The 20,621-nt window shown below is 40.6% G+C and carries 30 protein-coding genes; 21 read left to right on the top strand and 9 right to left on the bottom strand.

Going from position 1 to position 20,621, the window contains the following annotated elements; all coding sequences use genetic code 11:
* The first annotated feature begins 6 nt into the window (after window positions 1-6).
* The 6 genes from C5695_RS10035 to ypmT all read left to right on the top strand — a co-directional run bounded on the left by C5695_RS10035 (window position 7) and on the right by ypmT (window position 3,529).
* Window positions 7-258: a YpmP family protein gene (locus tag C5695_RS10035; RefSeq protein ID WP_117730605.1), complete on the top strand. Its 252-nt coding sequence runs from the start codon at window positions 7-9 to the stop codon at window positions 256-258.
* Window positions 259-445: 187 nt separating this feature from the next.
* On the top strand, window positions 446-1,288 hold the full coding sequence (locus C5695_RS10030; RefSeq protein WP_117730604.1) for a DegV family protein: 843 nt from the start codon (window positions 446-448) through the stop codon (window positions 1,286-1,288).
* A gap of 22 nt (window positions 1,289-1,310) precedes the next feature.
* On the top strand, window positions 1,311-1,901 hold the full coding sequence (locus C5695_RS10025) for an SCO family protein (protein WP_117730603.1): 591 nt from the start codon (window positions 1,311-1,313) through the stop codon (window positions 1,899-1,901).
* 69 nt (window positions 1,902-1,970) lie between these two features.
* Complete coding sequence (locus C5695_RS10020; RefSeq protein WP_233230712.1) at window positions 1,971-2,732, top strand: SGNH/GDSL hydrolase family protein; 762 nt, start codon at window positions 1,971-1,973, stop codon at window positions 2,730-2,732.
* Window positions 2,733-2,741: 9 nt separating this feature from the next.
* Entirely contained in the window at window positions 2,742-3,308 is a 567-nt protein-coding gene (locus C5695_RS10015; protein ID WP_117730601.1) for a YpmS family protein, read from the top strand.
* Window positions 3,309-3,331: 23 nt separating this feature from the next.
* Window positions 3,332-3,529: a protein YpmT gene (gene ypmT / locus C5695_RS10010; protein ID WP_117730600.1), complete on the top strand. Its 198-nt coding sequence runs from the start codon at window positions 3,332-3,334 to the stop codon at window positions 3,527-3,529.
* Between the two features lie 31 nt (window positions 3,530-3,560).
* Here ypmT and C5695_RS10005 read toward each other — a convergent pair whose 3' ends face one another.
* The 3 genes from C5695_RS10005 to C5695_RS09995 form a co-directional block, all read right to left on the bottom strand.
* Complete coding sequence (locus C5695_RS10005; protein ID WP_117730599.1) at window positions 3,561-4,226, bottom strand: DUF4397 domain-containing protein; 666 nt, start codon at window positions 4,224-4,226, stop codon at window positions 3,561-3,563.
* A gap of 120 nt (window positions 4,227-4,346) precedes the next feature.
* Window positions 4,347-4,607, bottom strand: a complete 261-nt coding sequence (locus tag C5695_RS10000; RefSeq protein WP_117730598.1) for a DNA alkylation repair protein — start codon at window positions 4,605-4,607, stop codon at window positions 4,347-4,349.
* Window positions 4,608-4,661: 54 nt separating this feature from the next.
* Window positions 4,662-5,093 (bottom strand): MarR family transcriptional regulator, encoded by a 432-nt coding sequence (locus C5695_RS09995; RefSeq protein WP_007500780.1) that lies wholly within the window; start codon window positions 5,091-5,093, stop codon window positions 4,662-4,664.
* A gap of 137 nt (window positions 5,094-5,230) precedes the next feature.
* Here C5695_RS09995 and msrA point away from each other — a divergent pair, with 137 nt between their 5' ends.
* Both msrA and msrB read left to right on the top strand, forming a co-directional pair.
* The gene (gene msrA / locus C5695_RS09990; RefSeq protein ID WP_117730597.1) at window positions 5,231-5,767 is read left to right on the top strand and encodes a peptide-methionine (S)-S-oxide reductase MsrA; all 537 of its coding nucleotides are present in this window, start codon (window positions 5,231-5,233) and stop codon (window positions 5,765-5,767) included.
* Window positions 5,764-6,195 (top strand): peptide-methionine (R)-S-oxide reductase MsrB, encoded by a 432-nt coding sequence (gene msrB, locus C5695_RS09985; RefSeq protein ID WP_012010290.1) that lies wholly within the window; start codon window positions 5,764-5,766, stop codon window positions 6,193-6,195. Before msrA ends, msrB begins: the two co-directional genes overlap by 4 nt.
* Window positions 6,196-6,246: 51 nt before the next feature.
* On the opposite strand, the gene C5695_RS09980 is transcribed toward msrB, so the two are convergent.
* Complete coding sequence (locus tag C5695_RS09980; RefSeq protein WP_117730596.1) at window positions 6,247-7,275, bottom strand: SDR family NAD(P)-dependent oxidoreductase; 1,029 nt, start codon at window positions 7,273-7,275, stop codon at window positions 6,247-6,249.
* 270 nt (window positions 7,276-7,545) lie between these two features.
* On the opposite strand from C5695_RS09980, the gene C5695_RS09975 reads away from it, so the two are divergent.
* Window positions 7,546-8,268 carry an acylneuraminate cytidylyltransferase family protein gene (locus C5695_RS09975; protein WP_117730595.1) on the top strand — a complete coding sequence of 241 codons (723 nt, stop codon included), beginning with the start codon at window positions 7,546-7,548 and terminating at the stop codon, window positions 8,266-8,268.
* A 219-nt stretch (window positions 8,269-8,487) separates the two neighbouring features.
* Here the strand turns inward: C5695_RS09975 and C5695_RS09970 are convergent, their stop codons facing one another.
* Window positions 8,488-9,450: a CgeB family protein gene (locus tag C5695_RS09970; RefSeq protein WP_117730594.1), complete on the bottom strand. Its 963-nt coding sequence runs from the start codon at window positions 9,448-9,450 to the stop codon at window positions 8,488-8,490.
* Between the two features lie 15 nt (window positions 9,451-9,465).
* Window positions 9,466-9,882 carry a hypothetical protein gene (locus C5695_RS09965; protein ID WP_099728719.1) on the bottom strand — a complete coding sequence of 139 codons (417 nt, stop codon included), beginning with the start codon at window positions 9,880-9,882 and terminating at the stop codon, window positions 9,466-9,468.
* 133 nt (window positions 9,883-10,015) lie between these two features.
* On the opposite strand from C5695_RS09965, the gene C5695_RS20805 reads away from it, so the two are divergent.
* The 6 genes from C5695_RS20805 to C5695_RS09940 all read left to right on the top strand — a co-directional run bounded on the left by C5695_RS20805 (window position 10,016) and on the right by C5695_RS09940 (window position 14,587).
* Window positions 10,016-10,138 carry a hypothetical protein gene (locus C5695_RS20805; RefSeq protein WP_262379080.1) on the top strand — a complete coding sequence of 41 codons (123 nt, stop codon included), beginning with the start codon at window positions 10,016-10,018 and terminating at the stop codon, window positions 10,136-10,138.
* A 138-nt stretch (window positions 10,139-10,276) separates the two neighbouring features.
* Window positions 10,277-11,653 (top strand): sigma-54 interaction domain-containing protein, encoded by a 1,377-nt coding sequence (locus C5695_RS09960; RefSeq protein WP_117730592.1) that lies wholly within the window; start codon window positions 10,277-10,279, stop codon window positions 11,651-11,653.
* 117 nt (window positions 11,654-11,770) lie between these two features.
* The gene (gene ablA / locus C5695_RS09955) at window positions 11,771-13,171 is read left to right on the top strand and encodes a lysine 2,3-aminomutase (protein ID WP_044141193.1); all 1,401 of its coding nucleotides are present in this window, start codon (window positions 11,771-11,773) and stop codon (window positions 13,169-13,171) included.
* A 2-nt stretch (window positions 13,172-13,173) separates the two neighbouring features.
* Complete coding sequence (locus tag C5695_RS09950) at window positions 13,174-13,455, top strand: YokU family protein (protein WP_117730591.1); 282 nt, start codon at window positions 13,174-13,176, stop codon at window positions 13,453-13,455.
* Between the two features lie 79 nt (window positions 13,456-13,534).
* A complete protein-coding gene (locus C5695_RS09945; RefSeq protein ID WP_003215834.1) occupies window positions 13,535-13,759 on the top strand; it encodes a YozE family protein in 225 nt (74 codons plus the stop codon).
* A 147-nt stretch (window positions 13,760-13,906) separates the two neighbouring features.
* On the top strand, window positions 13,907-14,587 hold the full coding sequence (locus C5695_RS09940) for a hypothetical protein (RefSeq protein ID WP_117730590.1): 681 nt from the start codon (window positions 13,907-13,909) through the stop codon (window positions 14,585-14,587).
* On the opposite strand, the gene C5695_RS20800 is transcribed toward C5695_RS09940, so the two are convergent.
* The gene (locus C5695_RS20800) at window positions 14,584-14,718 is read right to left on the bottom strand and encodes a hypothetical protein (protein WP_262378615.1); all 135 of its coding nucleotides are present in this window, start codon (window positions 14,716-14,718) and stop codon (window positions 14,584-14,586) included. The genes C5695_RS09940 and C5695_RS20800 overlap by 4 nt on opposite strands.
* Before the next feature lie 122 nt (window positions 14,719-14,840).
* On the opposite strand from C5695_RS20800, the gene C5695_RS09935 reads away from it, so the two are divergent.
* The 5 genes from C5695_RS09935 (at window position 14,841) to C5695_RS09915 (ending at window position 17,750) form a co-directional block, all read left to right on the top strand.
* On the top strand, window positions 14,841-15,011 hold the full coding sequence (locus tag C5695_RS09935; RefSeq protein ID WP_003216084.1) for a YozD family protein: 171 nt from the start codon (window positions 14,841-14,843) through the stop codon (window positions 15,009-15,011).
* 50 nt (window positions 15,012-15,061) lie between these two features.
* Window positions 15,062-15,670, top strand: a complete 609-nt coding sequence (locus C5695_RS09930) for a phosphatase PAP2 family protein (protein WP_117730589.1) — start codon at window positions 15,062-15,064, stop codon at window positions 15,668-15,670.
* Window positions 15,671-15,724: 54 nt separating this feature from the next.
* A complete protein-coding gene (locus C5695_RS09925; RefSeq protein ID WP_117730588.1) occupies window positions 15,725-16,042 on the top strand; it encodes a YodL domain-containing protein in 318 nt (105 codons plus the stop codon).
* Between the two features lie 113 nt (window positions 16,043-16,155).
* On the top strand, window positions 16,156-16,851 hold the full coding sequence (deoD, locus tag C5695_RS09920) for a purine-nucleoside phosphorylase (RefSeq protein WP_012010274.1): 696 nt from the start codon (window positions 16,156-16,158) through the stop codon (window positions 16,849-16,851).
* Between the two features lie 68 nt (window positions 16,852-16,919).
* On the top strand, window positions 16,920-17,750 hold the full coding sequence (locus C5695_RS09915) for a M15 family metallopeptidase (RefSeq protein WP_117730587.1): 831 nt from the start codon (window positions 16,920-16,922) through the stop codon (window positions 17,748-17,750).
* Window positions 17,751-18,005: 255 nt separating this feature from the next.
* Here the strand turns inward: C5695_RS09915 and C5695_RS09910 are convergent, their stop codons facing one another.
* Window positions 18,006-18,257: a hypothetical protein gene (locus tag C5695_RS09910; protein ID WP_003216113.1), complete on the bottom strand. Its 252-nt coding sequence runs from the start codon at window positions 18,255-18,257 to the stop codon at window positions 18,006-18,008.
* Window positions 18,258-18,349: 92 nt separating this feature from the next.
* On the bottom strand, window positions 18,350-19,048 hold the full coding sequence (locus C5695_RS09905; RefSeq protein ID WP_117733075.1) for a class I SAM-dependent methyltransferase: 699 nt from the start codon (window positions 19,046-19,048) through the stop codon (window positions 18,350-18,352).
* Between the two features lie 151 nt (window positions 19,049-19,199).
* Between C5695_RS09905 and C5695_RS09900 the strand changes: the two genes are divergently transcribed.
* Window positions 19,200-20,585, top strand: a complete 1,386-nt coding sequence (locus tag C5695_RS09900; protein ID WP_117730586.1) for a S41 family peptidase — start codon at window positions 19,200-19,202, stop codon at window positions 20,583-20,585.
* Window positions 20,586-20,621 lie beyond the last annotated feature (36 nt).

Genomic DNA, 20,621 nt, shown 5'->3' with positions numbered 1-20,621 from the left:
TCGTTTGTGCTGCTCAAAACAATATGTTTTAGACGGATGGATGGAGCTCAGATCAAGGTCACAGAAGTCCCTGTTCTAAAGGGAGATGAGCCGTATCGTTTCATGCTCACCTTTAGACTTGAAGCTTTCATGAAAAAAGTCTATGTATCTAAAGGAAAGAGAGCTGTGTACTCTTTCAGAGAGGATGTGAAACGTAACGTCAAGTGGAGCACATATGAGCAGATCTATAAGGAGCCTACACTGAAACACAATGCGTAAATAAAAATCTTTGTCAAGGAGTGCGAGCGGTCGTTTTGAAAAGGAGGCTGCTCAGCTTGGCAAGGATTTTTTTCTTGAAAAGAAGAAAATGTGACAATTTCAAAAACGTTCTGACTGTTGTTTTGAAGTATGAACGAAATAAGGTAATATCATATGTAAAGACTAAGACAGCAAGGATGAGACGATAGTGAAACAAATTAAAATTGTAACAGATTCAACTGTGGATCTTCCGCAAGAAAAAATCAAGGATCTTTCCATTCATGTAATCCCGCTCAATATCTCCATTTCTGGGGTTGATTATATTGACCGAGTGAATATACAGCCAGATGAATTTATTGAAAAAATGGAGGTCGCAGAGGAACTGCCAAAAACGTCTCAACCTGCGATCGGTCAATTCGTCGAATTATATGAAAAACTGACGGCAGATGGAAGCGAAGTGATGAGTATTCATTTAACTGGTGGGATGAGTGGTACGGTTCAAACTGCTGAAAGCGCTTCGAAAATGGTGGATGGAAACATCACGGTCATCGATTCGAATTTTATTTCCTATGGATTAGGGTTTCAAGTCACTAGAGCAGCAGAACTTGCAAAAAAGGGTGCAAGCCGTGAAGACATTATCAAAGAAATGGATAAAATCCGTCTTAAAACAAAGCTATTTGTGACAATCGATACATTAGAAAATCTCGTGAAAGGTGGCCGAATTGGAAGAGGAAAGGCGCTGATTGGCTCACTGCTTCACATCAAACCAATTGCCAGCTTAACAGACGGAGTATACACGCCGGAAGCGAATGTGAGAAGTTATTCTGCCCTTGTCCGCTATTTGACCAAACAGTATGTACAGGCGGTGAAAGGAAAAACAGTTCAAGCCATTGGGATAGCGCATGCAGATGCATTAGAACTCGCTGAAAAGCTCAAATCTTCGCTGCTTGATCACACACCTGAAGCGCTTGTGGACATCGCGTACACAACACCGATTATATCGTGTCACACTGGAAAAGGGGCAATAGGCTTTACTTTTTATACCGATTGATTGAAAAGGGGATGGACGTATCATGCTTAGTAAAAGGGGAGCCTCGCTTGGTACGCTTATTTTCATAAGCGTGCTTCTTTTAGTCTCATGTTCAAATGGACAAATCAAAGATGCGTTAAATTATCAAATTCAGCCGTTTGAGTATGAAAATCAGGATGGTCAAAAGGTGTCATTGGATGATTTGAAGGGAAAGGTATGGGTAGCAGATTTTATATTCACAAGCTGTGAAACGATTTGTCCGCCGATGACCGCTCATATGACAGAGCTGCAAAAACGGTTAAAAGATGAAAAGTTGGATGCGCATATCATTTCCTTTAGCGTGGACCCGGAGGTAGACTCACCGAAAAAGCTAAAAGAATTTGCAAAAGCATACCCATTGTCCTTTAAAAATTGGGATTTCCTCACGGGCTATTCACAGTCTGCGATTGAGAAATTCGCGATGAAAAGCTTTAAAACGATTGTGAAGAAACCTGAAGATGAAGATCAAGTGATTCATCAGTCACTGTTTTTCCTCGTCGATCAAGAAGGAAAAGTGATGAAAAATTATGATGGTGTACAAAACACACCATATGATGAAATCATTAAGGACATCAAAACGCTGAACAGAGGCTAGCATAAGGATGTTCAAATGAGCGAAAACATGATACACTTTTTTAATCAGAAAAAGGAGGGACATCATCGTTTGAAGGCTCGTTTGATTTTCATTGTGATGTCTCTAGCTTTTGTTCTTTCTGCATGTTCCACGCAAGAGGCTGGCATAAAGGATAAACTAGAAGACACACAAAACGTAAAAGAACATATTACCATCGCAGCGGTTGGAGATTCCTTAACAGAAGGAATCGGAGATCAAAATAAAAAAGGATATGCAGGCATGACCCGTGACAAGTTAGAAGCGGTGGACGGCGTGCAATCTGTCACATTAAAAAACTATGCTATTAAAGGCAGTAGAACGGTAGATTTATTAAAAAGATTAAAAGAAAAAAAGGTGCAAGACGGACTGAAAGACGCTGACTATATTTTCTTTACAATCGGCGGCAATGACTTAATGCATGTTGTCCGTCAAAATGTGCTCAATTTGACGTTTGCTCCTTTTCAAAAAGAGCAGGGTCCTTTTGAGGATCGCTTTAAAACGATTCTTGCTCAATTGAGAAAGCAAAATGATCATGCGAAGATCATGTATGTCAGCATGTACAATCCCTTTAAGTTTAGTTTATCTGAGCTGCGGGATATTGATGAAGTCGTGAATGACTGGAATGCAGCCGCCAAAAAGGAACTAAAAAAGGACGGCAATGCTGATATGATCAATGTAGCAGATTTATTTGAGGAAGATTCTGATGAAAAATTACTGGCAGATGATGATTTCCACCCAAACCAAAAGGGGTACTCTCTTATGGCAAATCGTTTATTCTCCAAAGTGAAAAAAGAAGGACTGCCGAAGGAATAGGGTGAAGTGATGAAAAAGTGGAAAAGTTTATTTTTTATTTTACTTGCAATCAATCTATTGATTGTTCTTGCCTGCGGTATTTTAATGCTGCTGCCAGGCGGTCAATCCGCTTCAAGTAAAGATGTGAAAAGCGAGTATGCTTTTAATATATCTAGCTCAAAGGAATCGCTCACCAGCTTCGTCAATGATTACTTAAAAAATCAAGGATCAAGTGATATGCCAGATTTTCATGTGGCGATTGATCAAGATGTGAAAGTAACAGGTGCAATTAAAGCTTTCTCTTCGACGATTGATGCAAACGTCTCTTTTACGCCGACTGTCGAAGATAATGGTGATGTGCTTTTGAAAGTGGACGGCTTTTCAATTGGACAATTAAGCATTCCGATTAGTTTTGTTTTAAGCTACATGGGTCAGTTCTATGAACTGCCAGAATTTGTTCATGTAAAACCGGATCAAAAAACGGTTGAGGTGCGCCTATCAGAAATGCCACTCACAAATGATATGTATGTGAAAGCCAACAAAATTGATCTAGAGAACGATGAGATAGAGTTCTCATATTATCATCCAAAGCAATAAACGAGTGAGTCAGGAGTGAAATCATGAAGCGAGTCTATCAATATTTTAGTTTACTGTCCCTTTTATTTGCTGCATACTTTGGCATGACAGCTGCCACTGATTTAAGAGCAGAAAATATCGATCAGTTTTACTTAAATATTGCCTACTGTGCATTATTTCTAGGCACTATGATTCTTGCTTTTGATTTTCAAAAGCAAGAAAAAGCTGAAGATGTCTCGTAAAGAGCCTTTTCCATCGAGGAAAGGCTCTTTTTTATATTTGCCGAGACAAAACCACCTTCGCCATCAGCTCTGGCTCTCCGTTAGCAAAGCCATGAAGGAGAATGAGGTATGCACGATTTGTTTGCAGATGAACTTTTGGGATATCAAGCAATACACTTTGGGTACCGGCGGCTTTTAATTCAAAATGATATTTATTCGGGGAGAAATGATGGATGTGAGTACCGTTTACATAGTCAAGCTCCTTTGTTAACATTCCTTGATCTCGTTCATATATATCAATGGAAGGGAGGTCTGGAGACAGATGGACAAATGTAAGTGCTGACAGGTCTTCATGTTTGATCATAGCATCTTGCTGCTCTGTCAGAAGTGCAAAACCTGAATGAGCACCAGTGATACATAGTGTGTAAATCTCACCGCTTTGAATCATCATGCGAGAATGAAGAACTCTTTCTTTTGTTGCTTGTTTGAACACTTCGATGTCATAAATTCCTTCATTCCACTCCATATAAGCTGTCAGATGGCTATAAGATATCGTTTTTATGACCTGCTGACGGTTTACATATACAGCGAGCTCACTGAGATCAGGTGCTGCGTGAAATAGCCGAATAATAGCTTTGGATGATGTGCTGCTTTGAGGTGGCTCGTAATCCGCAGTGAATGGCCGGTACGGAAAGTCATCATAAAAGAGCTGCTGCATGTCATCAATCCTTTCTATTTCATACTAGAGGGTTTTTTGTAGCGTATGCATGAAAAGGACGATCTGTATAGGCAAAAGAGGCATAGAAAAAAGCCTGACGTTTTCCGTCAGGCTCACATGTTAAGAAGGAGAAGAATATTGATGATATTCCGCTAGCTTAATGAACGTTTTTTCATCCTCAATTAAACCACAAACACCGCACTGGACCTTTATTTGAGGACCTTGATAGCTCATGTGCAAAGGAGAAAGCTGTTCTCCTTCGTATCTTTCAACAATTGCTCCGGTGGCAGGGTCAAGCTTCACAGGTTCTGAATGCTGCTCAATGAGATTAAAGCGCGTTCGGTTTGTTTTACAGTTTGGACAAAGGTAAGGGCTTGTCATGGTTCATTCCACCTCTTTTTATCCGTAGCATGTCCCGAGCGCTAAAATCTATGCTTAATCCTTTTGACTTTTATCCAGTTTTTTAAATAGTTTAATCATTGTTTTCAGTTCTTCGTCGTCGAATGACTCAAATCGCTCCATAAAGTATTCCGTTTTCTTTTTCTCAAAATGCTCAGTAATTTCCTTACCCTTATCGGTTAAGTGGATTTTGATGATGCGTCGATCCTCTTTTGAACGGATACGAGTGATCCAGCCTTTTTCTACGAGTGTGTCGGTCACAGCTGTGATGTGGCTTGCTGACACCCCAAGAATTGACGCAAATTCCGTCACTTTTTTGGCGCCTTGCTCACGGAGCAGATTTAAAATGAGAAATTCATTCCGAGATAATTCGTTTTCGAGCAGGCTGTTAATTTCATAACGGATCTGCTTAAATACGGTTCTCAGTAAAGTATCCATTTCATACATCATTTGTTTTCTTTGTTCCAATCATTAAACCCCCATTATATTTTAAGATACGACAGAATGCTTTCTTTTATTTTAGGTAGATAAGTCGTATCATTTTCATTATTTTTCATCATGTTATAATATGATGATACCATTTTTTAAATGAAGGGGGCACTAATATGTCTGAAAAACAAGAATTAGCCACATTTGCAGGAGGCTGCTTCTGGTGTATGGTTAAACCTTTTGATGAACAGCCGGGCATTATCAAAGTTGAATCAGGGTATACTGGCGGACATACAGTGAATCCGACCTATGAGGAAGTATGTACAAATACAACGGGGCATAGAGAAGCGGTTCAAATCACGTTTGATCCAGACGTTTTCCCGTATGAAAAGTTATTAGAACTATATTGGCAGCAAATAGACCCAACAGATGACGGCGGACAATTTGGTGATAGAGGAGAGTCCTACCGTACAGGCATTTATGTTCATCATGATGAGCAGAGAAAGCTTGCTGAAGCATCAAAAGAGAAGCTGAACCAAAGCGGCATTTTCCAAAAACCAATTGTGACAGAAATTTTAGATGCTGCTCCTTTTTATCCCGCAGAGGAATATCATCAGCAATATTATAAAAAGAACAAAATGCATTACGAACGATATCATGTCGGTTCGGGCAGAGCGGGTTTTATTGAGTCTCATTGGAGTGATAAATCATGACAAACGATAAAGAAAAGCGTCTAAAAGAATTAAACCGAATGCAGTACGAAGTCACACAAAATAATGGCACTGAGCCGCCATTTCAAAATGAATTTTGGGATCACAAAGAAGAAGGCATTTATGTCGATATCATCTCGGGAAAACCGCTCTTTTCTTCTTTAGACAAGTTTGATGCCCATTGCGGCTGGCCAAGTTTCACAAAGCCGCTTGAAGATGAGGAAGTAGCAGAGAAAGTTGATAAGAGCCACGGGATGGTTCGGACAGAGGTTCGCAGCAAGACAGCTGATTCTCATTTAGGGCATGTTTTTCCTGATGGACCAGGGCCAAATGGTCTTCGGTATTGTATTAACTCCGCCGCGTTGAAGTTTATCCCAAAGGATGATCTTGAAAAAGAAGGTTATGGGGATTTGAAACATTTATTTGATTGATCCATTTAAAAATCGTCACATGGAAAGCAATTGCTTCCGTGTGACGATTTTTTATTTTTTATGATGCGTGTGATGTAATTGTTCAATGATATGGAACAGTTTTTCTTTTGTAATGAGAGGTGCCTCTTTTGATGTGTAATTGGTTAAGTCGACTTTTTGAAAGGCAGGGTGCAGATGAGGTCTCGGTAAGATGGCATAAAATTGTTCATGTTCAAACAGTGCATCTGCTTCGTGCGGGAATGTGAGCTCCTCGTGAAGCTTTTCACCAGGTCTTTTTCCGACAACGAGAATATCCGGAGATTTGGCATTGATTTGAGCGGCATATTCATGAAACGCTTTTAAGAGATCAGCAAGCTGCAAGGATTCCATTTTGAGAATGAACGTTTCGCCGCCTTTCATCATGATGGCTGCTTGAAGGGTGAGGGAGACAGCCTCTTCGATAGACATAAAAAAACGTGTCATATGAGGATCAGTCACGGTCAAAGGTTTTTCATTTAACAGCTGCTGGAGCATGATGGGAATGACCGAACCTCTTGATCCAAGGACATTGCCAAAACGCACAGAGCAACACTTTGTTTTTTGATTCGGAATGCTTTCATTTGCTTGAGAAAATAGTTTCTCTGAAATCAATTTTGTTGCACCCATAGCATTTGTTGGAGACACCGCTTTGTCCGTTGAAATGTTGACAACATGACTCACTTCATATTCTATCGCTGCTTCAATGACGTGCTGTCCGCCGATAATATTCGTCTGCACGGCTTCAAACGGATTGTCTTCGCAAGTGGGCACTTGTTTTAAGGCAGCGGCATGAAAGATGATATCAACGCCTTTGACAAGCTGTCTCACGCGGCTTGCATCCCGAACATCTCCAAGAGCAAATACGACCTCTGGATATTCTGCGTACTCATTTTTCATCATGTATTGTTTGCTGTCATCTTTGCTGAAGACAATGACCTTTTTAGGAGAGCAAGCTGTTAATTTCTTAACAATTTGTCGGCCGATCGAACCCGTACCGCCTGTGACCAAAATCGTTTTGTGACGAAAAAAGGTCTTCATACTCGTTTCTATCTGTTTGGACATATCCAATCCCCCAACTCTTATTTCTCTACTTTGCATCATATGTGAAAGAGTGGCAGACGTTTGAGGAAAAGAACCACTTCATACATAAATTAGGTGAACAAATTATAACTTTTCATTCAGCTTTTTAATAGAATATGGAGAAATCAAAGAAAAAGTAGAAAGAACGAGAGAAAAACACTTCAATACTGCCAACAGCTTCATGGTGAGTGAAAAAGTATAGGAAGTTTTTTCGCTTGATATTGAGGTGTGCGTGAGGGGAGAAGAACATACATGTATAGGGGAAAACGTATTTTAGCTTTGATACCAGCTTTTCATAGGCAGCAAGATCATCATGATGAATATATTCGTCTGTTGGCGGAGCGACCACTTATTTATTGGACCATTCAGCCGCTCCTTCAAATGGTTGAGTTAGATGAAATTGTCGTCTCTTCACATGATGTGAATACTCAAATTATTTCGTCCCACTACGGAGCAAATGTTATTGAACTTCCAAGCACACATGTGTCTGAACAAACACCTTCATTACTAGCTGTGAAGCATGCGCTTGCTTATTTAGAGCGGGAAGGGAAGACGTTTGATATTGTTCTGTATCTACATCCAGCATCTCCACTGAGAGAGCCGCTTGATATTGAGAAATGCCTGGAGCTTCTTGTAGAAGGGAGTTATGATTGTACCGCTTCTTTTACAGAGGCGCTAGAAAACCCAAACGAAACATGGACACTGCATGACAACAATGAAGCGACGTTGTATAAGGACAATCATTATTTTTTTATTCCAAAGCATGAACATCCTTATACGTATGGTCGTATAAATGGTGCTGTATATGCTTTTCATGCTGATTATGCCAAAGAATGCATACACTCTTTTTTAGAAGGGTCTGTTGGGGCATATATGATGGATCGTACACATTCGCTTGTTTTCAAAACTGAGGCAGATAGGCTAGAGATAGAGAAAGTATTATTGGCACGACGAGATACGGAAGGGACAGTATAAAACTGATATAAAAAAGAAAAAGCGAGCGCCCGATTATAGGGCGCTCCAGCTTGTAGACAAACCCTCGCATTCTTTGTCAGTTCAGCTTGTCGGTGCTCACAAACCTTAAACTTGCTTCGCCCGGTACTCGTCCTCCTAGACTGTAAAGTTTTCAGGGCACGCTGAAAAAAAGAAGACAAAGGGCTAAAATATAGATCATTTTAGCCCTTTGTCAACAAGTTATAGGGAGCTCTTCACCATTTCACACAGCCTATATGGCAGCGTGTCAAATGTATTCCAAGAAATGACTTGTTCGTAATTTTTAAGAGATATCGCCTTTCTTTTCTCATCATTTGATACATAATATTCGACTTTCTCAATCAAGTCGTCTTCATGAGTGTAAAAGGCAAAGCTTGAAAAAGCACTTGGAGGATTTATATTCGTCAATTGAAAACTTCCACTTGCTGCGATATCAAATGCTCTGTTGTTCAAACTTATATTTTCAATCATTGCTTTGTTTCGGTTATAAGCAAATTGAGCGGGCCTGTGTGGATTAAGGATAATAGCTGACTGCTCATACATTTTGGCCATTTGCTGAGGGTTCAGCCAATTGGTCACGAGTGTCAGATCACGATATAGTCTGCGAGATTTATTTAAGTGACGGTGCCATTCTTTTCCTGCAACGAGAATGCGCCATTTGTGCTGTTGCAATAGTGCACGGATCGATTTGATGCGATTTGGATAAGGATAACCGATCAATGCAATATCATAGAGGAACGAATCTGCTGGCGGCATTTTTTTCTGAAATACACGTGTATTTGTCGGAATGGGAAAGTAGTGTGCGTGATGAACACCTAATTGTTTATAAAAAGGCAGTGTGCCTTCGTCAATTGTCAAAATCATGTGTGCATCATGTGCACAGCTGGCTGACACATCTGTATAAAAAGGGTCTTCTGTCATCCATAGGACCACTGGTATCTGTTCTTGTTTGAATTGCTGAAGCACTTCTTTTGGAACGCGATCACCGATCATCATGAAAACAAAATCCGGAGAAAATGTCCGGATTTTGTGCATGTGCGTCAGTAGAGATTCTCTTTCCATCTTTAAACATGAAAAGGGTGAATCGATGAAGCTTTCTACTATCCATTGATCGAAAGTTTGATAGATCCCTCCGTAGCCAGAGCTGATATAAAGTAGCTTCATGATAACCCTCTCACATTATGATGGGATGGTAACACTTTCAATTTTATCTACATCTATTAGAGTGATTCCAGATCCGTTAGGTGTAACAGCAGATTCCTGTGTCACAAAAACGATACCAGTTGAAGCATCGAATGTTACAAATGTAACGGGTCCAATTACGTCTCCAGAATCAGTTACAATAGTAATAACCGTTCCTGGTGTAAGTGTTGAGAAAATCCATCTTGCACCTTGAAGTGAAGTGGGTGTTCCAGCAGAAGTTGAAACTGAAGCTGAAGCTGATAATGATCCAAGAGCTACTTCACTTAATAGATTATTTAATTGATTTGCCATTTCGGTTCCTCCTTCGTCAATATTGACTGTTAACGCGTCGCTAAGCGGTCTGAAGAATAGGTTCAATAGTTGTCTTCTTAACTCGGTACGACTGTCACTCATTTGCTCCCCATCCTTTCTTTTTTATTTAAACTCACCACTATGTATATGCCATTCACTTTTTTTGGTATAAGCAGAATGCTCATTCATTCGTCTTTTTTCATTTAATCATTCTAGTAAAGAGAGGTAATTTAGAATGGGATTGTACCATTATGAAATGGACGGAATTTGGGATGCACTGTCACGTATCCATTTATTAGTGGAATGTATTCCAAAGAGAGATGGTCGTGCAAGTGTTTGGCGCAGTACTGTTTTTTAGAATAGATGAAAAAAGCAGGAGATCGAAAGGGAAAAAGCGAAACGTGAAAAGGATAGGGGAACAATTTGAATTTGATCAAGCCGCTGAAAATTCGGCAATAGATGCCGGTTTTTCAGCACTGAAAGTGAGGGGGAAAAAATGGGGAAGGTTGTCGAAAGAGCGGATTGGTTTGAATTAATTTTAGAAGCCATTGATGAAGCCATCCATGTTGTAGATGATCAAGGAATGACGATCTTTTACAACCATAATGCCGCTAAGTTTGACTGTTTACAAAAAGAAGAGGTGATTGGCAAGTACATCCTTGATGTGTATCCCTCTTTAACAGAAAAAACAAGTACGCTCATGCACGTTTTGAGAACAGGGAAGCCCATTTATCATTCGCTGCAAACCTATTTGAATAAAAACGGAGAAAGAATTGAAACCGTCAACACGACATTGCCCATTATTGAAGACAGCCAGTTAATAGGTGCTGTCGAAGTCGCAAAAGATGTATCGAAGCTGTCAGCTCTTTCTAATCGTTTAGGTCAAAAAAAGCGAATACATGATGTAGCTGGGACAGAAAAAATGCATGATTTTACTTCATTTTTAACAAATGATCCGCTCTTAAAAGAAATGCTGGAAAAAGCAAAAAAAGCAGCAGTTTATCCGTCATCAGTTGTTGTATACGGGGAAACAGGGACAGGAAAAGAAGTGCTCGTTCAAGCCATTGTTCATGAATCAGACCGGAAAAACCAAGTGTTCATTCCGCAAAACTGTGCAGCACTCCCAGAGTCGTTACTTGAGAGCTTATTGTTCGGATCTGTCAAAGGAAGCTATACAGGTGCAATTGATCGAAAGGGTCTTTTTGAACTAGCGGATGGAGGCACGCTTTTTCTTGATGAGCTGCAAGCGATGCCGCTCACGCTACAGACGAAATTATTACGTGTGTTAGAGGACGGAGTTGTGCGCCGCATTGGGGATGCAAAAGCGATTCAAGTAGATGTTAGACTCATTACTGCACTCAATATAGACCCATTTGAAGCAGTGAAAAAACACATTTTAAGAGAAGATTTATTTTATAGACTGCATGTGTCATCTTTTCATATCCCGCCGCTTCGTGAGAGAAAGCAAGATATCCCGCTGCTTTCAAACCATTTCATTCAAACCTATCATCAGCAGTTTTCAAAAAATGTCATACGCCTTTCTGAGGAAACAGAACAATTGTTTATGGCTCACCACTGGCCAGGGAACGTCAGAGAATTAAAACATACCATTGAGCATGCTGTGCTTATGATGCCAAAGGAAGCCGAAGACATGACACCTTCATACCTTCCTGCTCATTTACGTGCGCAGAAGCTCGAGGACGAAACAGCCGAATCCTCTTTAAAAAGTCAGGTTTCTTCATTTGAACAAAGATTGATTCAAGAAGCTTTAAATAAGCATCAAGGAAATATTAAAAAAACCGCCGCAGCTTTAAAAATTCCTCGACAAACACTGCAATATAAACTGAAAAAATATGTAGATGCCGAAATGTAGGCACCATCATCCATTGAAGATCACGGGTAAAGCTCCTTTTATAAAGAATAGGGGCATTTTCCCATGTTGGCACATAACTTGCATAGTATAAGTTGAATGCTGATAGGGGGAATGGATATGAATCAAAAACTATATGAACCGGCACGTCATTGGAAGGACATTGAACTATGGAAAGATGTACCTGAGGAAAAGTGGAACGACTGGATTTGGCAGCTGACGCATACTGTGAAAACGCTCGAAGATTTAGAGAAAATCGTAAACTTAACAGAAGAGGAAAGAGAAGGGGTGAAGATCTCCACCAAAACCATTCCGCTCAACATTACACCCTACTATGCCTCATTGATGAATCCAGACGATCCAAGATGTCCAGTGCGTATGCAATCTGTGCCAATTGCTGAGGAACTTCATAAAACAAAATATGACTTGGAAGATCCGCTTCATGAAGATGAGGACTCACCTGTCCCGGGGTTAACGCATCGGTATCCAGATCGTGTGCTCTTTCTTGTGACAAACCAGTGCTCCATGTACTGCCGTTATTGTACGAGAAGACGTTTTTCCGGCCAAATCGGCATGGGTGTGCCGAAAAAGCAGTTAGATGCTGCCATTGGGTATATTAGAGAAACCCCTGAGGTGCGGGATGTGTTAATTTCCGGCGGTGATGGCCTCTTAATCAATGATCAAGTGCTTGAATACATTTTGAAAAACTTACGTGATATTCCGCACGTTGAGATCATTCGGATAGGAACCCGTGCGCCGGTTGTCTTTCCGCAGCGTATCACAGATGAGCTGTGCGAGATTTTGAAAAAATATCATCCAGTTTGGCTGAATACCCATTTCAATACAAGCATTGAAATCACGAAAGAAGCCAAAGAAGCGTGCGAACGTCTTGTAAATGCCGGCGTTCCTGTAGGTAATCAGGCCGTCATCCTTGCAGGAATTAACGACAGTGTGCCGATTATGAAGAAGCTGATGCACGATCTCGTGATGATACGGGTCAGACCTTATTATATTTATCAATGTGATTTATCTGAGGGGATTGGCCACTTTAGAACACCAGTATCAAAGGGACTTGAAATCATTGAAGGATTAAGAGGGCATACGAGCGGCTACGCCGTGCCAAGCTTTGTTGTAGATGCACCAGGAGGCGGAGGAAAGATCGCCTTGCAGCCAAATTATTTATTATCACAAAGCCCTGATAAAGTTGTCCTTCGTAACTTTGAAGGAGTCATCACCTCTTACCCTGAACCAGAGCATTACGTCGCAGGCCAAGCAGATGCATATTTTAATGAAATATATGAAGAGAAACAAGACCCGGCAATTGGTATTACCGCACTATTTGAGGATGAGGCGAAATCGTTTACGCCAGAGAATTTAAGCCGCATGAAACGAAGAGAAGCATATGAAACAAATCCTGAGCATGACACACTCAAAAACAAACGTGAAAAACGAGATGAATTAAAAGAGAAAAAATATCAAGCACAGCTCAAAAAAGATCAAACTGTAAAGGAGGAGAAATAACCTTGCTGACATGTGATTGGTGTGAGGAAAATAAAGCAAACGCAGAGCAGACGACAGTCTATTGGGAACTGATCACTGGCACACAATCCATTGAAATCATCGAAACACCGTCCATTTCCTGCTCGCACTGCGGAATGACATATCAAAAGGATGAGACGGTCAAGGAGATAGAAGATCAATTAATTTTAGTGGATCAGACAAAACTTCCAGAAAAAATCTCTTACGAAGAATTAATGAGGATGGAGCGGTTATTAAAGCGAAATTACTTTGACTTTTCATCATAAGTTGTACCTCCGCCTATACAAGTCATCAAATTGCTGTATAATATAACAACAAAATAGAGTATCGCGGAGGGAAAAACAGGTGAAGTCGTTTTACCATTATTTAATGAAATACAGACATCCGAAACCGAAAGATGAAATCAGCCATTTTGCAAATGCTGCTTATGAGGATCACAGTTTTCCGAAAGCGTCCACTGATTATCATGAGCTATGTGCTTATTTAGAATTAAATGGTGATTATTTAAGCTCAATGACGACATTTGACGAAGCGTTTGAGCAATATGAAGTTGAAGTCAAAAAAAAATAACACACAAAACCGCTTGTTCCAGATGGGAAAAGCGGTTTTTTTGATGAGAAATAAAATGGCGTTTTGCATGGTGTGGTTGCCCATGCAGAATTCCTTGCGCCGGCATACGATACGTTAAGACCAAAAGTCGGGCAAGGGGGAGACAGAATGAAGGCGAAAGCACCAAAATATCAAGTAGGGGATATTGTCGTCGTTGTCATGTACGGCACAGTCGGAACGATAACAAAAGTCCATCAAATTGACCAGCACTATCTATATGAGGTCAATCATAATGAGGTGCTTTATTTTGAAACATCACTTCAGCTTTACGATGAGTATGACGGAGTGATCGTGGATACAGAAAAGCTGGATATTGAATATGAGTTCCTCATTGGCGATGTTGTATATGTAAAAGATTACGGAAAAGAGCTATTTAAAATTATTGGCCATCGCACTGAAATTTGGCGCTACCTTGAAGATGGCTGGGAAGATGTCATTTATGAACTAACAAGGCTAAAAGACGGAGAATGGCTGGAAACAGAAGAGGAAGATTTAACGCTTGTCCTGAGGAAATATGAGATGGACCAGTTCGTTCATCAGCTTCTTTTTGTGCATTACGTCGGTGAAACCTCAAAAGAAATAGAAGAAGACATGGTACAAACGGCTCTATTACAATTAGAAGAGAAACAAGAAAGCGAAGCATCACTAGAATTCCTCGCTGTATCTATAGTGGATGAGCTTCTTGATATTTATAATGATTATAAAATTCTCTACGAATTTTTCAAAGATCCAGAATACAAGGATATGATGGATTTTATATTGGAAAGTTTACACGAGCATTTTGGTTAAAGAAAGACTTGTCCTAACACGAATAAAAAATAAGGCACACAGAAAAAGACAATCGCATAAAACCATCCCCTCAAGATACGGCCCATCACCTGATCGAATGTTTCGCCATCTAATATGCTTAACCATTTCATCGCCTAAAAGCCCCATTTCTTTTTTTGTTTACTGCATTTATATGTATGGAATGAGCCATTATGACAAACTGTAATAAAAAACAGGCGACGTTCATACATCATAAAAAAGGAGGCTGAATGAAATGAAAGAAGCAGATTTGGTGATTGATACAGAGGAAATTGCGGAATTCTTCTACATGGAGCTGGTCAAAAGAGGGTACATACCTGCGGAGCTGGAAACGTTTGAGCTGGCTGACATTACGTTTGAATATATGCTAAAAAAAACAATGATAGTTGAAGAAGAGGCGTGGTAGGCACTATACTTTGAAGAGATTCTGAAGAGAGAGGGAGGAGAATCTTTCGCGTGTATATCCTATTTCTATTGATTTTATTTGGCGCCATATCTGCGCTCGTTGTATCTGGTGCAGGTCAAGAATTGGACAACCAGATCATCTTATGGTTTGAGAGCATGAGACTCCCTTTTTTAAATGATGTCATGCTGACTCTGACGGACTTTGGCATCAGCGCGTTGCTTGTCCCAATCATGCTCATGTTTAGTGTCATACTATTCATGTATAAGCGCTATTACTCTATCATGGTGCTTTTTCTATTATATCTCGCAGAAAAAACCATCAATCATGAACTAAAGGGGCTGTTTGCTAGAGAGCGCCCGGCCTTTGATCATCTGATCAACGAAACCTATTACAGCTTTCCGAGCGGACATTCGATGAATGCAGCAACAATCTATCCTTTTATGGCGTATCTATTAGTTGAGATGATTCCATGGCTGAAAGAAAAACAAAAAAGCGTCTACTTGATCACGGGAATCTGTGTTCTTTTGATTGGGATCAGCCGAATGTATATCGGTGTTCATTATTTGACAGATGTTGCAGGCGGTTTTGCGATAGGACTTGCTTTATTTCTCATTTGTAAAAAGATTGACGAAAAATTATCTGTCATTCGACAAAAATAGAAGAAGGAAATTGCCAGATCCCAGCCAATTTTATATAAAAGGGGAGGGATTTGAATGCAATTGACGTTGAGATTTTTTCAAAAGAAACCTTCAGCATATCACTTAACCATTTATCAGACACCTGAATATGGCGCTGCCAGCGGGCATCAGCCAGTGTACCGGACAAAGATTGGCGGCAGAACACACCTGGATGTACTGGAAAAAGCATTCTCGACATTTAATGTACATGATACAGTCCCTAATGATTACAATGCGCGGTTTATGACAACAGGTGATATTGTTGTGATTGATGATAGAAAAAAGGGAAAGTGCTATTATCAACTTTTTCCGTCAGGGTGGAAACGAAGCGAACGACTGCTCACGATGAGTTAAATAGATGATGGATGATGCCAGCTTGAGCTTCAGCTGGTATTTTCTTTTTTGGGCTCAATCGTTTATACTAAATAGGATAAAATACATAGTAAACGTAAGTGGAGGCTGAAAAAATGAGTGTACATATTGGAGCAGAAAAAGGACAAATTGCAGAAACGGTATTGCTACCAGGCGATCCGCTTCGTGCGAAATATATTGCAGATACATATTTAGAAGATGTCGAATGCTATAACGAAGTGCGCGGAATGTATGGTTATACTGGAACCTATAAAGGAAAGCGTGTTTCTGTACAAGGAACTGGAATGGGCGTACCATCTATTTCGATTTATGTGAATGAGCTCATCCAAAGCTATGACGTTCAAAACTTAATCCGTGTTGGATCTTGCGGAGCTATAAAAAGGGATGTCAACGTACGTGATGTCATTTTAGCTCAAACCTCTTCAACAGATTCACAAATGAACCGTGTGGCGTTTGGACCGATTGATTATGCACCTTGTGCTGATTTTGGACTGCTCAAGAAAGCGTACGACACAGCAGAAGCAAAAAACGTCGCTGTACGTGTCGGTAATGTATTTACAGCAGACCAATTTTATAATGAAAAACCACTTGAGCTCATGGCTCAATACGGAATTCTAGCGATTGAAATGGAGACTACAGCTCTTTATTCGCTTGCAGCAAAATTTGATCGAAAAGCGTTATCCATTTTGACAGTGAGTGATCATGTTCTTACAGGAGAAGAAACTACGGCTGAAGAGCGTCAAACAACATTTGACGAAATGATCTTAATTGCACTAGACTCTGTTTTATAATAGTATAAAGGGTGTGCTACGATGTAGCGCATCTTTATTTTTTTAGAAGAGCAAAAGGAAGGTATGTCATGAAGAAAAGCTATAAAATACTCTCAATCGCATCAATTCTTGGTTTGACAGCCGCATTATCGGGCTGCCAGTTACTGGAGCAAAAAAGCGGTACAACTGAATCGAACAAAACAAACGAACAAAAGAGCGCAACAAATTCATCTACCCAGCAAAACTCAAACAATACAGCAGATTCATCGGATCAAGAGCTGACGTTAAAGAGTGAATATTTCAATGACATCAAGGTGGTAAGCGGGCTGAAAACTATTCAAAATCCTGAAAACGTGCTGGCGCTTGTCAACAAAGAATACGCATTACCAGGAACCTATAAACCTTCTGATCTCGTTGTACCAAAAGTAGAATTCTCTTTTACAGAGGATATTGAAAAACGATATATTCGTAAAGAGGCAGCGGAAGCGCTTGAGAAATTGTTCAAAAGTGCGAAAAAGGAAAACTTCGAGCTGGCTGCAGTATCTGGCTATCGCTCCTATGACCGTCAAAAAGTCATTTTTGATAGTGAAGTTAAATTAAAAGGCAAGAACAAAGCACAAGAAGCAGTAGCACTACCAGGCGAAAGTGAACATCAAACAGGCCTTGCTATGGACATTTCCTCAAAAAGTGCCGGATTTGAGATCTCTGAAAAGTTTGGTGAAACACCTGATGGCAAGTGGGTGGCTAAAAACGCCTATAAATATGGCTTTATCATCCGTTATCCAAAAGGAAAAGAAGACATTACGAAATATGAATATGAGCCATGGCATCTGCGCTATGTTGGAAAAGAAGCAGCAAAAGCGATGCATGATCACGATTTAACATTTGAAGAGTACATGAACAAAGTGAAGAAAATCTAATCAAATAAAAAGGCCTCCCATCTATTCGGGAGGCCTTCCAGATTGTTGACAAAGGGCTAAAATGATCTTTATTTTAGCCCTTTGTCTTCTTTTCAGTGTAATAGAAAACCTTTGCAGTCTAGGAAGGACGAGTACTGGCGCGGAGCGAATTTGACATTCGTGAGCACCAGCACGCAGGACTGACACCGAATGCGAGGGTTTGTCTACACGCTGAAAGGCCTCCCAGCTATTCGGGGGGCCTTCTTTATTCTTCTTTTAAAAAAAGAACAATCCTGCTAATGCGAAACCTGTAATGAAACCAAGGCCGATGCCATAGGCGGCACCCCAGCCGTAATACCCTCCGTAATAACCAAAGCCAAAGCCTCCACGAGAACCGCCGACTGGACGAATATACACTTTGCGGTTTGTCACCCGCTCAATGCGTCCGACATGTACTCTGCCATTACGATCTGTGATTCTAGCGACTTTTCCCATGTGCTGCTGACAAAGCTTTTGATAGCGCTCCATATTTTTCCTCCTTATGACAAACTCTTTTCACTCTTATCCTATGCGAGAGACTTCATAGAGTTTGGACAAAACATATAGGAGATTCGCTCATTTTATACGCTACATTCAAATAGAATGTGACTAAGCTGCTTCCGGTGCGCTTGAATGAGATCGTAGTGTGTTTGCATCGTTTCGTAAAGAGAAGGTGGGATGTGTTCAGATAACTCCATTTCCGTCGGCTCCTCCTGTACCATATGTTCATCGAATGAGAGAATGCGAATGTCATGGAATCCTGCTGCTTTTAGCTGCTCCTTCCATTCTTCAACCGAAAAGAGCGAGTGAAACCCGTAAAAATCTCGAACGGTGGCGAGCTCCTCAGGTGTGAGTGGGGCTTTTAACACAGCTTCATTTGCGATCATTTGACTTCCAGGGGCAAGCACACGTTTGATCTCAGCGAGTGCAGCTGGAAGGTTGGTGAAGCTTAAAACAGATTCACTGATGAGAAGATTGAATGCTTCATCTGGAAATGGCAGCTGTTCAATCGATGCTTGCAATGCACGGATCGGCAGTTCTTCTCGTTTGAATCGCAGGTTGGCCTTTTCAATCATCAAAGGATGTGTATCAATCGCCTCTACGTGATAACCGATATTTCCTAAATATGCTGCCGTTTGACCTGTCCCGCATCCGGCATCCAGTATACGCGCATCCGGTGTCATTTTTATATGCTCAAGCATTGTTTTTGTTAACTCAATCCCGCCAGGATGGGCACTGGATATGCCAAAATAGGCAAGCATTTCTACATAATCACTCATAATACCCCTTCTTCCTTTATCATGTTCCTCTCTAAAGGTTATGCAATGCAAGGTCAAATGGCTTATCTTTTCAATTAGAAGTTTGATCCTTTGGTTGACGGATGAAGCATCGTCCTTGATAATAATGAAAGGAGATAAAGGTGGTGTTTTTTTGAAAAAACAATTTAAGTTCGTCATCGCCATCCTGGTGACAGCAGCACTGTCCTCAGCGATTACATTTGTGATCACAAAACAAGGTGCTGTCAGTGTCACAGGAGATGAGAAGTTTAGTAAACTCATGGCTGCGTATACGAAGGTAAAAGATGAGTATTACGAAAAAACGGATGATCAAAAACTAGTAGATGGTGCGATTCAAGGAATGATTGCATCACTTGATGATCCATACTCTACATATATGGATCAGGAGGAAGCCGAAGGATTCAACAACACCATTTCTTCTTCATTTGAAGGAATTGGTGCACAAGTAGAAGAGAAGGATGGACAAATTTTAATTGTCGCGCCGATTAAAGGCTCTCCTGCTGAAAAAGCCGGGTTAAAACCTCACGATCGTATTTTAAAGGTGGATGGAAAAAGCACAAAAGGCATGTCGGTCAATCAAGCAGTTTCTCTCATCAGAGGGAAAAAAGGAACGGATGTTCAGCTGCACCTTAACCGCCAAGGAGTAGGCAATGTCGATGTGACGATCACAAGAGATACCATTCCTCTTGAAACGGTGTATGCAAAACTCACTAAAGACAAAATAGGAGAAATCCAAATTACGTCCTTTGCTGAAACAACATCTAAAGAGCTAGATAAAGCCATTGATGACCTTGAGAAAAAAGGGGCAAAAGGCTATGTCATTGACCTGAGAGATAACCCAGGCGGCATTATGACAGAAGCGATTGAAATGAGTAATGACTTTATCGATAAAGGGAAAGTCATCATGCAGGTTGAAGAAAAAGGGAAGAAAGAAGAGTACAAGGCTGAAAAAGACCGTAAAGTTCATCAGCCGGCAGTTGTCCTTGTAAATGGTGGCTCAGCCAGTGCTGCTGAAATCATGGCAGCGGCTCTTCACCAATCTTCAGGTATCCAAATTGTTGGTGAAAAGACGTTTGGTAAAGGGACTGTGCAAAATGCGCAAAGCTATAATGATGGCTCTAGCGTCAAATTAACCATTGCCAAGTGGCTCACACCGAATGGTTCATGGATTCACAAAAAAGGAATTGAACCACAGGTCAAAGCATCGCTCCCAAGTTATGCAAAGCTGCCATACTTAAGCCCGAAAAAAACGTATCAGCTGAATGACAATGGAGATGAAGTCAAAGCGGCTCAAAAAATGTTCGAAGCGCTTGGCTACAAAGCAAAAGCAAATGGCGAGTACGATCAAGCCTTTCAGTCTATCGTCAAAAGATTCCAAACAGACAACGACCTGAAAGCAAACGGTATTCTGACAGGAGATACAACGACAGTACTGATGACGAAGCTCCAAGATAAGCTAAAGAATAATGATACTCAAATGAAAAAAGCCATTGAAGTTTTGAAAAAAGAAATGAAATAAAGAAAGAGCAGTCCTCATAAGGGGCTGCTCTTTTTA

It is taken from the genome of Bacillus pumilus (assembly GCF_003431975.1).
GTDB classification, from domain to species: Bacteria; Bacillota; Bacilli; order Bacillales; family Bacillaceae; genus Bacillus; species Bacillus pumilus_N.
Note: the sequence above shows the minus strand (reverse complement) of the source record. Positions and strands in the feature narration are given on the sequence as shown.

Excerpts from the sequence above, each read along its gene's own strand:
- C5695_RS20805 (WP_262379080.1), top strand. The coding sequence starts at position 10,016 with ATGGGATTGTACCATTATGAAATGGACGGAATTTGGGATGCACTGTCA.
- C5695_RS09935 (WP_003216084.1), top strand. The coding sequence starts at position 14,841 with ATGAAAGAAGCAGATTTGGTGATTGATACAGAGGAAATTGCGGAATTC.
- deoD (WP_012010274.1), top strand. The coding sequence starts at position 16,156 with ATGAGTGTACATATTGGAGCAGAAAAAGGACAAATTGCAGAAACGGTA.
- ypmT (WP_117730600.1), top strand. The coding sequence starts at position 3,332 with ATGAAGCGAGTCTATCAATATTTTAGTTTACTGTCCCTTTTATTTGCT.
- C5695_RS09905 (WP_117733075.1), bottom strand. The coding sequence starts at position 19,048 with ATGAGTGATTATGTAGAAATGCTTGCCTATTTTGGCATATCCAGTGCC.
- C5695_RS09975 (WP_117730595.1), top strand. The coding sequence starts at position 7,546 with ATGTATAGGGGAAAACGTATTTTAGCTTTGATACCAGCTTTTCATAGG.
- ablA (WP_044141193.1), top strand. The coding sequence starts at position 11,771 with ATGAATCAAAAACTATATGAACCGGCACGTCATTGGAAGGACATTGAA.
- C5695_RS10015 (WP_117730601.1), top strand. The coding sequence starts at position 2,742 with ATGAAAAAGTGGAAAAGTTTATTTTTTATTTTACTTGCAATCAATCTA.
- C5695_RS09965 (WP_099728719.1), bottom strand. The coding sequence starts at position 9,882 with ATGAGTGACAGTCGTACCGAGTTAAGAAGACAACTATTGAACCTATTC.
- C5695_RS09910 (WP_003216113.1), bottom strand. The coding sequence starts at position 18,257 with ATGGAGCGCTATCAAAAGCTTTGTCAGCAGCACATGGGAAAAGTCGCT.
- C5695_RS20800 (WP_262378615.1), bottom strand. The coding sequence starts at position 14,718 with ATGAAATGGTTAAGCATATTAGATGGCGAAACATTCGATCAGGTGATG.
- C5695_RS09925 (WP_117730588.1), top strand. The coding sequence starts at position 15,725 with ATGCAATTGACGTTGAGATTTTTTCAAAAGAAACCTTCAGCATATCAC.
- msrB (WP_012010290.1), top strand. The coding sequence starts at position 5,764 with ATGACAAACGATAAAGAAAAGCGTCTAAAAGAATTAAACCGAATGCAG.
- C5695_RS10005 (WP_117730599.1), bottom strand. The coding sequence starts at position 4,226 with ATGCAGCAGCTCTTTTATGATGACTTTCCGTACCGGCCATTCACTGCG.
- C5695_RS10000 (WP_117730598.1), bottom strand. The coding sequence starts at position 4,607 with ATGACAAGCCCTTACCTTTGTCCAAACTGTAAAACAAACCGAACGCGC.
- C5695_RS09960 (WP_117730592.1), top strand. The coding sequence starts at position 10,277 with ATGGGGAAGGTTGTCGAAAGAGCGGATTGGTTTGAATTAATTTTAGAA.
- C5695_RS09940 (WP_117730590.1), top strand. The coding sequence starts at position 13,907 with ATGAAGGCGAAAGCACCAAAATATCAAGTAGGGGATATTGTCGTCGTT.
- C5695_RS10025 (WP_117730603.1), top strand. The coding sequence starts at position 1,311 with ATGCTTAGTAAAAGGGGAGCCTCGCTTGGTACGCTTATTTTCATAAGC.
- C5695_RS09970 (WP_117730594.1), bottom strand. The coding sequence starts at position 9,450 with ATGAAGCTACTTTATATCAGCTCTGGCTACGGAGGGATCTATCAAACT.
- C5695_RS09980 (WP_117730596.1), bottom strand. The coding sequence starts at position 7,275 with ATGTCCAAACAGATAGAAACGAGTATGAAGACCTTTTTTCGTCACAAA.
- msrA (WP_117730597.1), top strand. The coding sequence starts at position 5,231 with ATGTCTGAAAAACAAGAATTAGCCACATTTGCAGGAGGCTGCTTCTGG.
- C5695_RS09915 (WP_117730587.1), top strand. The coding sequence starts at position 16,920 with ATGAAGAAAAGCTATAAAATACTCTCAATCGCATCAATTCTTGGTTTG.